The sequence below is a fragment of the Fretibacterium fastidiosum genome (assembly GCF_000210715.1).
Lineage (GTDB): Bacteria > Synergistota > Synergistia > Synergistales > Aminobacteriaceae > Fretibacterium > Fretibacterium fastidiosum.
Genome location: NC_021038.1, coordinates 1,861,885 through 1,873,843 on the forward strand (window position 1 = coordinate 1,861,885; position 11,959 = coordinate 1,873,843).

An 11,959-nucleotide genomic window follows, 5' to 3' on the forward strand; every position below is an offset into this window, starting at 1 on the left:
GTGCCGTTTTTCAGGCTCCCCTGGAAGGGGAGCTGGCGAGCCCGCAAGGGCGAGACTGAGGGGTTGTTTTGGTCCCGCAGGGGCTGGGACTGACGGCTCGTGAGCGTCAGCGAACGGCTGCCGGAAGGCTTCCCGAAGGGGGTGTTGGGCGTGAAGGCCCCCCAATCCGGCAGGGGAGGGCCCTACGCCTCCGCCAGGGAGCTTCCCGTCTTCAGCTGCACCTCGAGGGGCAGGGAGAGGGTGGCGGCGTTCATCATGATCTCCCGGAGCGAATGCCCCACCTCCTCCGCCCTGGCGGCGGGGCACTCGCAGACCAGCGAGTCGTGGACCTGAAGGAAGAGGCGCACCTCCCCGTCGTGGCGGAACGCGCGGTCGAAGTCCACCATGGCCTTGCGGGCGATGTCCGCCGCCGTGCCCTGGATGGGGGTGTTCACCAGCACCCGGTCCAGCCCTCCCCGGCCCTGCGCGGTCACCTCGTCCACGGGCCGTATCCGCCCCGCCAGCGTGCGGGCGAAGCCGGCCGCGTGGGCCTCCTTCACGATGTCCTTCAGAAAGCTCTGCACGCCGGGCAGCGCCTCGAAGTAGCGCTTCACGATCATGGAGGCCTCTCCGCGGGGCATGTCCAGCCGTTCCGCCAGGCCGAAGGCGCTCATCCCGTAGAGCAGGCCGAAGTTGATCATCTTCGCCACGCGCCGCAGCTCCGGCGTCACGAACTCCGGGGCCATGGAGAAGACCCAGGAGGCCGTCTCCCGGTGGATGTCCCTCCCGTTCCGGAAGGCCTCGACGAGGCGGGGCTCTCTGGACATGTGCGCCAGGACGCGCAGCTCGATCTGGGAGTAGTCCGCGGCCACGAACACGTTTCCCTCCCGCACGGGGACGAGGCCCTGCTTGATGCGTTCCGCCCACTGGCCGAAGGCGGGGATGTTCTGCAGGTTGGGGTCCCGGCTGCTGAGGCGTCCCGTGCCCGTGAGGGCGGGCTCGAAGGTGGTGTGGATGACGCCCTCCCCCTCCTCCGCCGCCTTCTGAAGCGGCACCACGAAGCCGCTCTGCATCTTCGAGAGCTCCCGGTGCTCCAGCAGCAGGGCGGGCACCTCGCCTCCGGGCAGCCGGGCCAGGTGCTCCAACACGGCCGCGCCGGTGGAGAAGCCCGTCTTCCCCTTGGTCTTCCCCTCCGGCGCGAAGCCCAGCTGGACGAAGAGGAGGTCCGCCACCTGCTTCGGCGAGTTCAGGTTGACGGCCGTCCCCGCCATGTCCTCCACCTGGGCCTCGATGGCGCGGATCCGAGCCGCCAGCTCCTCCTGAAGCGCGGCGAAGCGGGAGGGGTCCAGGCGCACGCCCCAGCGCTCCATCCTGAGCAGGACCGGGATGAGGGGCAGGTCGATCCCCTCCATCACGTCGCGCAGCCCCTGGTGCCGGGTCATGGCCGCGTCCAGCCCCTGCCGCAGCCGGAAGAGCGCGGGGGCTGGCGCCTCCCCCTCCGCAATCAGCGACGGGAACGTCTTCTCGGCGACGTCCGGGTGCAGCAGGTAGTGCGCCGTCCGCAGGTCCCACGCTCCGGCCTCCGGGACCGTCAGGCCGCGCGCGGCCATCGCCTTGCCGTCGTACAGCAGGAGCTCCGCCGGCCGCACCCGCTCCAGGAGGGCCAGCGCCTCCTCCCCGGAGCCGTCCGCGGCCCTGCCGTCCTCCGCGGCGACCTGCACCCGCCCGTCCTGCAGGGGGGCCATGGCCAGGACGGACGGCCCCTGGGTACAACAGGCCTCCGCCAGCTCCGCCAGGGGCACGAACCGGACCTCCGGCCCCGTCGCAGGAACTGCCGGGCCCGGCCCCGCCATGATGTGGCGGGCCACCTTCCGCAGCGCCAGGCGCTCCGTGAGCGCCAGCGCGGCGGCGGGGTCCGCAGGGGCACTGAGGCACCGATCGAGGTCCAGGGGAACGTCGAGGCGCAGGCGGATGAGGTCGCGGGACCGCTGGGCTGCCTCTAGGCCGGAGGCCTCGAGCTTCTTTCGCACGGCGGGCCGGACCTCGCTCAGCCCGTCGAAGACCGCCTCCAGCGTTGTCCATCGGGAGATCAGCTCCCCGGCGGTCTTCTCGCCGATGCCGGCCACCCCCGGCACGTTGTCCGCCTTGTCGCCCAGCAGGGCCAGGTAGTCCGGCACGGAGGAGGGGGAGAATCCCTTCTCCGCCTCGAAGTCGGCGGCGCTGTATATCTCGGCCGACGAGACGCCGCTCTTGAGGGGCCGCATGATCAGGACTCCCGGCCCCAGAACCTGCATCAGGTCCTTGTCCGAGGAAAGGAGCACCGCCTGCCACCCCTTCTCCGTCGCCCTCAGGGCCAGGGAGGCCATGACGTCGTCCGCCTCCACGCCGCTTTGGATCAGCAGGGGGTACCCCATGAGGCGCAGCAGCTCCTGAAGCAGGGGCACCTGGGCCTTGAACTCCTCCGGGCTTGGCTTGCGCGTGGCCTTGTACTGGGGCAGCATCTCGTGGCGGAAGGTGGGGCCCGGCGCGTCGAAGGCCACGGCCACGGCGCGGGGCTTCACCCTCTCCTCGGCGAAGAACAGCATGTTCATGAAGCCCGTGAGCACGCCCGTCGGCGTTCCGTCCGGCGCACTGAGCTCCTGACGCTCCATGGCGTAAAAGGCCCGGTACGCCAGGCCGTGCCCATCCACGATCAGGAGCCTGTCCCGCCCCTTGTCGATCCTCTCGTCTATCCTGTCGCCTATGCTGTCGTGCATCGAACCCCAGAGCCCTCCGTCCAAAGCGCTTTCGGGGATCGGCCCTCTCCCGTCGGGGGCTTCACGGCCCTTCCCCACTTGCGCTATAATCTTTTGAGATACCATTATAGAGGATATCCGCCGCATCCGGCCACGAGCGCCGCCGGGTCGGCCGTGCCGAATCCACGCTGTGGACATTGGAGGAAGGATCATGACGGAGAACAAAAACGTGCGGGTGCGCTTTGCGCCCAGTCCAACGGGGGCCCTGCACATCGGGGGCGGACACACCGCCCTGTTCAACTGGCTGTGGGCCCGCCACACGGGGGGACGCTTCATCCTGCGCGTCGAGGACACGGACCGGGTCCGCTCGACCAAGGAGTACGAGGAGACCATCATGTCCGGCATGAGGTGGCTGGGGCTGGACTGGGACGAGGGCCCGGACAGGGGCGGCGACTACGGCCCTTACCGCCAGTCCGAGCGACTGGACCTGTACCGGCAGTACGCCCGGCAACTGCTGGACGAGGGCAGGGCCTACCGCGACGGGGAGGCCATCGTCTTCAAGGTGGAGCCGGGACAGGACCTGTCCTTCGACGACTGCGTCTACGGGCGCATCGAGAGCATGAGCGACGGACTGAAGGAGAAGGACAGCGAAAAGCTCAAGGACATCGTCCTCATCAAGAGCGACGGAATGCCCACCTACAATTACGCCGTCGTGGTGGACGACCACTTGATGGCCATCACCCACGTCATCCGGGGCGAGGACCACATCTCCAACACGCCGAAGCAAATCCTCATCTACCGCGCCCTGGGCTGGGAGACGCCGCGCTTCGCCCACCTGCCCATGATCCTGGGCAAGGACAAGAAGAAGCTGAGCAAACGGCTGGGAGCCACGAGCGTCTACGAGTATCGGGACCTGGGGTACATGCCGGACTCCGTGTTCAACTTCCTGGCGCTCCTGGGCTGGTTCGCCGGCGACGACCACGAGATCTTCACGCGCCAGGAGGCCGCGGACCTCTTCGAGCTGTCGCGCGTCACCCGCAAGCCCGCGGTGCTGGACGTGGACAAGCTGAACTTCATCAATCAGGAGCACCTGAAGCGGCTGGACCCCATGACGCGCCTCGCCATGGTGCGCCCCTTCTGGGAGGCCATGGGGCTGCCGGTGAAGGAGCACGGCGACGAGTGGCTGGCGGAGGCCCTCACCCTGATGGAGGGTCGTGGCCGCACGGCCAGGGAGATGGCGGAGTTCACGGACTACTTCCTGTCCTTCGAGCCGGTGAAGGCCCGCTGGGACGGCAGTGCCCTCACGGCGGACGAGCGGGGGCTGCTGAAGGAGTTCTTCGCCGCCATGACGAGCCTGTCCGACTGGACGCCCGCGGGCCTCGAGGCCTTTGCGCGGAGCTGGACCGCCGAGCGAAACGTGAAGATGAAGGACTACGCCATGCCCCTGCGCTGGGCGCTGACGGGCATGAAGGTCAGCCCCGGCATCTTCGACGTGGCCGTCCACCTGGGACGGGACGAGGTGAAGCGGCGCCTGTCCCACTATGGGTTGATTTAACGCAAGGCCGTTCCCAGCGGGATTTAAGAGAAGGTCTGTGGCACAGCTGTTCCTCCGCAGGCCGCTGTCAGCTGTCCGAAAACGAGGAAGGAGACGGCCATGAAACAGCAAAACGCAGTGCGTTACGGTGTTTCCCCCCTGACCGACTACGACATCTTCCTGTTCAAGCAGGGGACCCACTACAGCCTCTACAACAAGATGGGAGCCCAGAGGTTTGCGGACAAGGACGGGACGGAGGGCGTGGCGTTCTCCGTGTGGGCGCCCAACGCCCAGGAGGTCAGCGTGGTGGGCAGCTTCAACGGCTGGACCCCCGGCGCCCACCCGCTCTCCCCCCGCTGGGACGGGAGCGGCATCTGGGAGGGCTTCATCCCCGGCCTCAAGAGGTGGGACCTCTACAAGTTCCACCTCAGGAACAGCCGCGGCGAGGAGAAGGACAAGATGGACCCCTTCGCGCGCTCCTTCGAGGTGCCGCCCCGAACCTCCTCCGTCGTCCACTGGCCGGAGTACGAATGGGGCGACGGCGACTGGATGCGGGCCCGGCCGAAGAACCTCTCCCTCTCCGCCCCCTGGTCCGTCTACGAGGTCCACCTGGGCTCCTGGCGGCGCCACTGGGACAACGGACTCTCCCTCTCCTACCGCGAGATGGCGGAGGAGCTCCCCGCCTACTGCACGGACATGGGCTTCACGGCCGTGGAGTTCCTGCCCGTGATGGAACACCCCTTCTATGGCTCCTGGGGGTATCAGATGCTGGGCTTCTTCGCCCCGACGAGCCGCTACGGGACGCCGGAGGACTTCATGGCCTTGGTGGACGCCCTGCACCGCAGCGGCATTGCCGTGATCCTGGACTGGGTGCCCAGCCACTTCCCGACCGACGACTTCGGCCTGGCCCGTTACGACGGCACGGCGCTCTACGAGCACGAGGACCCGCGCAAGGGCTACCACCCCGACTGGGGCAGCTACATCTTCAACTACGGCCGCAACGAGGTGCGCAGCTACCTCATCTCAAGCGCCGCCTTCTGGATCGACCAGTACCACGCGGACGCGCTGCGCATCGACGCCGTAGCCTCCATGCTGTACCTGGACTACTCCCGCAAGGAGGGGCAGTGGACGCCCAACGTCTACGGCGGGCGCGAGAACCTGGAGGCCATCTCCCTGCTCCAGGACCTGAACCGCGAGCTCTACGGGAGGTTCCACGACGTCCAGACCATCGCGGAGGAGTCCACGGACTGGCCCATGGTCACGCGGCCCGTGTTCCTGGGCGGGCTGGGGTTTGGCATGAAGTGGAACATGGGCTGGATGCACGACACCCTGGACTACATGAGCCTGGAGAGCGTCTACCGCGCCTGGCACCAAAACCAGCTGACCTTCAGCATCTGGTACGCCTTCTCCGAGAACTTCATGCTGCCCCTGTCCCACGACGAGGTGGTGCACGGCAAGCGCTCCCTCATGAACAAGATGTCGGGCGACTGGTGGCAGAAGCGGGCGAACCTGCGCCTGCTCTACGGCTACATGTGGACGCACCCCGGCAAGAAACTGCTCTTCATGGGCTGCGAGCTGGGGCAGGGGCTGGAGTGGAACAACGACGCGGCGCTTGAGTGGCACCTCCTGGACAAGCCGGAGTTTCGCGGCATCCAGCAGTGGGTGCGCGACCTGAACGGCGCGCTGAAGCAGTACCCCCCGCTCCATGAGCGGGACTTCAGCCCGGCGGGCTTCCGCTGGGTGGACTGCACCGACTGGCAGCAGAGCGTCATCGCCTGGCTGCGCATGGGCGAGCGCAGGGACGAATACGTTCTCTGCGCAGCGAACTTCACGCCGGTACCCCGCGAGGGCTACCGCGTGGGGGTCCCCTGCGGCGGCTTTTGGCGCGAGGTCCTGAACAGCGACGCGACCGTCTACGGCGGAAGCGGCATGGGCAACAAGGGGGGGATGGAGGCGGAGACGATCCCCTGCCACAACCTGCCCTGCTCGCTCCCCCTCACCCTTCCGCCCCTCGCGATCGTGGTCTTTCACTTCACGGGGGCCCCGTCCTCCGAAGGACCCCAGGGAAAGGCGTAGACGGGGCTCTGTCCGCCTCTCGGGCCGCGGCCGACCATCCGCGGGGACGAGGGAGCCTTGTACTTCTATTTCCGAAAGGAGCTGCAATCTGCCCATGCCTCGTTACGTTTGCATTCACGGCCACTTCTACCAGCCGCCGCGCGAGAACCCGTGGCTTGAGACGGTGGAGCTTCAGGAGTCGGCCGCGCCGTGGCACGACTGGAACGCCAGGATCGCCGCCGAGTGCTACAGCCGCAACGCCGCCTCCCGAATCCTGAACGGCAGCGGAAAGATCGTCAAGATCTGCAACAACTACTCACGCATGAGCTTCAACCTGGGCCCCACGCTGCTCTCGTGGCTTCAGGAGAACGACCCGCTGTGCTACGACGCCATCCTGGAGGCCGACGCCATCGGCGCGCGCCGCTTCTCAGGCCACGGCCCCGCCGTGGCCCAGGTCTACAACCACGTCATCATGCCCCTGGCGAATCGACGCGACAAGGAGACCCAGGTGCTCTGGGGCATAGCGGACTTCGAGAAGCGCTTCCGCCGCAGGCCGGAGGGCATGTGGCTGGCGGAGGCCGCCGTCGACACGGAGACCCTCGAGGTGCTGGCGGAGCACGGCATCCTCTTCACGGTGCTCTCCCCCTATCAGGCGGACTCCGTGCGCCCCTGCGGCGGGGGCGTGTGGCAGGACGCAAAGGGCGGCCGCATCGACACCACCCGCCCGTACCGCTGCAGCCTCCCATCGGGCCGCAGCATCGCGCTCTTCTTCTACGACGGCCTCCTGTCTCAGAAGATCGCCTTCGGAGGGATGCTGGACAACGGCGAACACTTCGCCCGGCAGCTCATCGACGCCCACCCGGACCGGGGCTTCCCCCTCCTGTCCCACGTGGCCACGGACGGCGAGTCCTACGGGCACCACCACGACCATGGGGACATGGCCCTGGCCTACTGCCTCGAGACGGTGGACCGCTCCAGGGACGCGACGCTCACCGTCTACGGCGAGTACCTGGCCTTCTACCCGCCGGACTGGGAGGTCCGCATCATTGAGAACTCCTCCTGGAGCTGCGCCCACGGCGTGGAGCGCTGGCGCAGCGACTGCGGGTGCAGCACGGGGACGCCCGGATTCCATCAGAGGTGGCGCGCCCCCCTGCGTCGCGCCATGGACATGCTTCGGGACGAGCTCATTGCGCCCTTCGAGCGGGAGGCGGGGAAGCTCCTCAAGGACCCGTGGGAGGCCCGCAATCGCTACATCGACCTGATCCTGGACCGCACGCCGGAGTGCGTGGAGGCCTGGCTGAAGCAGAACGCTTCCCGCTCCCTGACGGACGAGGAGCGCGTCCGCGCCATCTCCCTCCTGGAGATGCAGCGGGCCGCGCTCCTGATGTTCACCAGTTGCGGCTGGTTCTTCGACGAGGTGTCCCGCATCGAGCCGGTGCAGGTGATGCGCTACGCGGCGCACGCCATGGAGCTGGCGGACCGGTTCCTGGGCCGCGACCTGGAGCCGGCGTTTCTGGACATCCTGAGCGGGGCCCCCAGCAACGTCCCGGAGCTGAAGAACGGGGCCAAGGTCTACGAGCTCCTGGTGAAACAGGGGCGCGTCGACATGCCCCAGCTGGCCGCTTACTACGGCATCACCTCCCTCCTTCAGGGCTTCAGGCAGAGCTTCCGGGAGGGGTGCTGGAACCTGGCGGGGAGCACCCTCATCCTGCGGGACGGTTCGGAGGACGCCTCCGCCTTCTCCGCGGGGACGGTGCGCGTCACCTCCCGCATCACCGGGGAGAGTGGCGCCTTCCTGTTCGCCGCCAACCACCGGGGCGGAATCTCCCTCCTCTGCGGCGTGACGCCGGAGAAGGAGATGCGCCCCATCTCCACCCAGGAGGCGCAGGAGCTGAGGCGCCTCTTTGCTCCCGCCATGGAGAGGGCCATGGTCGATCGCTTCGGCTACACGCTGTACTCCCTGAGGCACATCCCTGCCGACGCCCAACGCCGCCTGCTGGACGAGCTCTTGAAGCAGGACGTCCAGCGCATTGAGGCCGTGGTGCGCAGCATCGTGCAGAACTATGACCAGCTTCTGGAGTACATGGCGACCCTGGAGGTGCGCCCGCCGGAGATCATCGCCTCCGCGGCGAAGATCGTGATGAGCGCCTCCCTCCTGGACCTCCTGAGACAGGACCTTCCGGACTTCGAGGCCCTGAACCGCATCCTGTCCCTGTCGGTCCAGCGCCAGATCGCGCTCCGGTCGGACCGGCTCTGCTTCGCCGTCTCGGAGTGGCTCAAAACGCGCATGATGCGCCTGTGCGGCAACCCCCTGGACCTCCAGCAGGTCCGGGCCGCGACGGACCTGGTGCGGACGTTTCAGGAGGGCTTTCAATGGCGCCTGAGCCTCTACGACGCGCAGAACCTCTACCACGAGATGCTTCGGCGCTGGCGCGGCGAGCTCTCCGCCGCCCCGGCGGACCTGAGGGAGGCCATCTTCGCGCTTGGCCGCCAGCTGCAATTCTCGGAGGAGTTTTTGAAGGGAAGCTGAACGGGAGGTCGAGGCATTTCCGAACGGCCGCCGGAAGGCCCCCCGAAGGGGGGCTTGGTCCCATGAATTTCAGGGAAGCGTTGAAGGATACCCCGAATTTGATGAGCCTTGATTGCTTTCAACAACGCAGTTTGCGGTGCGTCTCGAAGGGGAGCCTCGCCGTAAACTGCGCCGTCTCTTTTCCCTTCACGTTTATCATGCCCCTTTTGCTGTAAATTCCCCAAAAGGAAGAGGGGGTGGTTTTGTTTGATTCTGGAGATTGAGCCGTATGTAGAAATTCAATCACGAAGGACTGTCCACAGAATGATGGACTTGGAATATGCGGCAGGTCACAGTTGGAGGAAGATATTATGGCAGTGCTCAGCGTAGAACTTGAGGTGGCTGAAGACGTCTTAATGGAGTATCTTGGAATACTCTCTCGTGAGATATCCGAGGAGCGGAGGAAAAGTGTTGTCAATGAGAGAAAAATCTCCGTCCTACAAGAAGAGCACGAGAAGGTAAAGAACATGCGTCATTCACTTACGTTGGAAGATAGCGCTCTTATCGACCGCGTTTTGTATCTGTATGGCCTTGCCGTCAGGAGAAATCTTTCATGAAGAGGAAGATTTTATACTGGTCGCCTGGTGAACGTCAGCGGATACTTGAAAGATGGTGCACTTATCGATACAGAGCAGACGCCATTAAGATTGCTTAAAGAGAGCGGTGGTCTAAATGGAAGCGCAGGTACTGGAGCGAGATACGGAGCGTCTGCAGGAAGCACTCGATAGCCTTCCATTCCTGGAGCCGGTCGTCAAGGACACGCTGAAGGAGTTTGTGCTGAGGCTGAAGGAGGCCGAAGGAGAAAACCTGCTGAGGGTTGTCCTTTTCGGCTCGATGGCACGCGGCGATTTCGATGAGGAATCGGACACGGATGTGTTTGTGCTGCTTAAGGAAGGGACAGACATTCAACTTACGGAACGAGTGTGTAACATAGCTGACGATGCAGCTACAAGTATTAGTGATTGTTACGTTTATATTTCACCGTTTATAGAGACAGCTGATAGTATTGCTGAAGAGTACAAGGGGATATCGCGGTGGAGGTTTGAACCAGTATTTGATGCAATTCGTGAAGAGGGGGTTGTTTTGTTTGAGTCTGGAGGCCGATGATCGTAAGGTCATGATTGATCTATATCTTGAAAAATCGGACAGAAAGCTTAAAAAAGCCGAAGATCTGTAAGTTATAGCCCCAGAAGAATCCGTCAGGGCTTCCTATTACGCTGCTTTTCACGTGACTAAAGCGCTTTTTCTTCAATACGGGTTGGAGACGAGCAAAAAAAGAGGTCATAGAAGCGTCATTTCGTTGTTCAATGACAAATTTGTCCATGAGGGGATATTTCCAAATGAATTAAAAATGTTTTTGGGGCAGTTAGAGACAGATAGAAACAAAGGCGATTACTCTATCACCGAAAGATTACCAATGAACATGCAGCAGTTGCTTTAGGTAAGGCGAGGCGAATTAACTCAGAGCTAAAACATCACATTAAAGAACAGCAGCAACAAGAAAGCCGTCAGGCCACGGAACAGACGTAGGATACTCAAGAACAGGTTGCTCAGGTCAACCAAGCTGACCTCGATGTTGAGTCAACGACGGCCCTGCTGAAGAACCAGCTATAGTGTGGACCCCGGGTGAGATCATAACATTTGCCCGGGCCAGTTGAGGACGCCGACCAGATGATTACCGAGCCAGGAGACATGCTGATCTTTGCAGCGGGCTTTCCCGTGGTGTACGGCAAGCATACTCTCTCCCCATCGTGGTGCAATGCTTTGTTTTTTGTTATATAATCAACATGAAAAGTTAAACGAAACGATAGGGGGAGATTGAATGTTGCTCACAAGTCGTGTGCATAAAGTGGGAGGTTCGCTGATGATGCCCATCCCATCCAAGATAACGCGAGCACTGTCCTTGACGCCCGCAACGGAAATGCGATTGGAAGTCCAGAAGGGGCGGATTATCGTTACCCCCTGTGAAAGACCGCCGGAATACTCGCTCCAGCAGCTTGTTTCCATGACTGATTTCAGTGATCGTGACGCTGCCTGGCTGGATGGCGAGGCGGAGGGGGCCGAGTTGGTTTGAAACGCGGCGATATCTATCGGGTGTGCCTGAATCCCGTTTCGGGACATGAACAGCAGGGAACGGCAAGGCCGGTTTTGGTCGTTTCTTCTTCCGTCTTCAATAACGCCGCTAACGTTGCTGTTGTAGTACCCATCACTCAGGGGGCTGGCGGAAGCGCCTTCTCGCAGAACCTGGGCTTTGCTGTACCGCTTTCTTCTCAGGATGTGAGTGGAGCTGAAGCGATCTCCGGCATCATTCGGTGTGACCAGCCAAGGGTTTTGGATTTGAAATCTCGTGGAGGCAGAAAGGTCGCTGAGGTTTCCGTTCCAGTCATGGAAGAGGTTCTGGCTCGGATTGTGACGCTCTTCGACCCCTTCGACCCGGATTGAGTGGATTCCGAACCTCCAGGCGGACCTGTGAGTTTTCACGGTCTTCCATAATATTCATGGTATCATAGGCAACCATAAGCATCACATCCTGCAGGCGGCGGCCGGGCTGTCGCTTGACCTCTCCGCCCACTCCCTGCGCTCCGGGTTTCTCACGACGACGAGCCGGCAGGGGAAGACGGAACGGTCCATCCAGGCCCTGCGAGGGTACTTCCGTCGCGAGGACGCCATAGAAGACAATGCCGCCAGAGGTATAATGACCTGAACGCTTGATGGTATAATAATGAATGAAGTCCCGCCCAGGAGAGGTTGGACGGGGTTGTTTCTTGGGCTGCCGAAGTGAGGCCGATTTCCCCACCTCGGACTTACGCCCTAACGTGAGGGATTACGCTTTGAAGAGCCGAATCAGTTCGGCGAGGGCTCGTGCGAGTGCTGCTAACGCTCGCACGAGCTTTGTTATTCTCTCCACGCTATCACCCCCTTTCGGGGGGATGCCCCAAGCAGCTTCGCTCGATGTCCTGAGCGCCTCTCCTGCCTTCTATTCTAGCGCATCATGACGCAAAGTGCTGAAGGCTAACCAAGCCTGGATAAATATGAGAGTGGCTTATCTTATACCAAATCGCGTCTAATGTGGATTGCCTCCCCTAA

9 protein-coding genes are annotated in these 11,959 nt (G+C 63.3%); 8 read left to right on the forward strand and 1 reads right to left on the reverse strand.

What is annotated here, in order from left to right:
* Nucleotides 1-182: 182 nt before the first annotated feature.
* The gene (locus SY1_RS12580) at nt 183-2,735 is read right to left on the reverse strand and encodes a DNA polymerase (protein ID WP_015556794.1); all 2,553 of its coding nucleotides are present in this window, start codon (nt 2,733-2,735) and stop codon (nt 183-185) included.
* Between the two features lie 190 nt (nt 2,736-2,925).
* Between SY1_RS12580 and gltX the strand changes: the two genes are divergently transcribed.
* From gltX to SY1_RS08700, 8 genes are all read left to right on the forward strand, one after another.
* Complete coding sequence (gltX, locus tag SY1_RS08665; RefSeq protein WP_015556795.1) at nt 2,926-4,269, forward strand: glutamate--tRNA ligase; 1,344 nt, start codon at nt 2,926-2,928, stop codon at nt 4,267-4,269.
* 99 nt (nt 4,270-4,368) lie between these two features.
* Nucleotides 4,369-6,324: a 1,4-alpha-glucan branching protein GlgB gene (glgB, locus tag SY1_RS08670; RefSeq protein WP_015556796.1), complete on the forward strand. Its 1,956-nt coding sequence runs from the start codon at nt 4,369-4,371 to the stop codon at nt 6,322-6,324.
* A gap of 94 nt (nt 6,325-6,418) precedes the next feature.
* Nucleotides 6,419-8,833, forward strand: coding sequence for a DUF3536 domain-containing protein (locus SY1_RS08675; RefSeq protein ID WP_015556797.1), 2,415 nt, complete (start codon nt 6,419-6,421; stop codon nt 8,831-8,833).
* 350 nt (nt 8,834-9,183) lie between these two features.
* Complete coding sequence (locus SY1_RS08680; RefSeq protein WP_015556799.1) at nt 9,184-9,429, forward strand: hypothetical protein; 246 nt, start codon at nt 9,184-9,186, stop codon at nt 9,427-9,429.
* A 115-nt stretch (nt 9,430-9,544) separates the two neighbouring features.
* Entirely contained in the window at nt 9,545-9,979 is a 435-nt protein-coding gene (locus SY1_RS08685; protein ID WP_015556800.1) for a nucleotidyltransferase family protein, read from the forward strand.
* A 73-nt stretch (nt 9,980-10,052) separates the two neighbouring features.
* The gene (locus tag SY1_RS08690; RefSeq protein ID WP_279369751.1) at nt 10,053-10,313 is read left to right on the forward strand and encodes a HEPN domain-containing protein; all 261 of its coding nucleotides are present in this window, start codon (nt 10,053-10,055) and stop codon (nt 10,311-10,313) included.
* Between the two features lie 381 nt (nt 10,314-10,694).
* Nucleotides 10,695-10,946 (forward strand): AbrB/MazE/SpoVT family DNA-binding domain-containing protein, encoded by a 252-nt coding sequence (locus tag SY1_RS08695; protein ID WP_208873480.1) that lies wholly within the window; start codon nt 10,695-10,697, stop codon nt 10,944-10,946.
* Nucleotides 10,943-11,314 (forward strand): type II toxin-antitoxin system PemK/MazF family toxin, encoded by a 372-nt coding sequence (locus tag SY1_RS08700; protein WP_208873482.1) that lies wholly within the window; start codon nt 10,943-10,945, stop codon nt 11,312-11,314. Before SY1_RS08695 ends, SY1_RS08700 begins: the two co-directional genes overlap by 4 nt.
* The last annotated feature ends 645 nt before the right edge of the window (nt 11,315-11,959 follow it).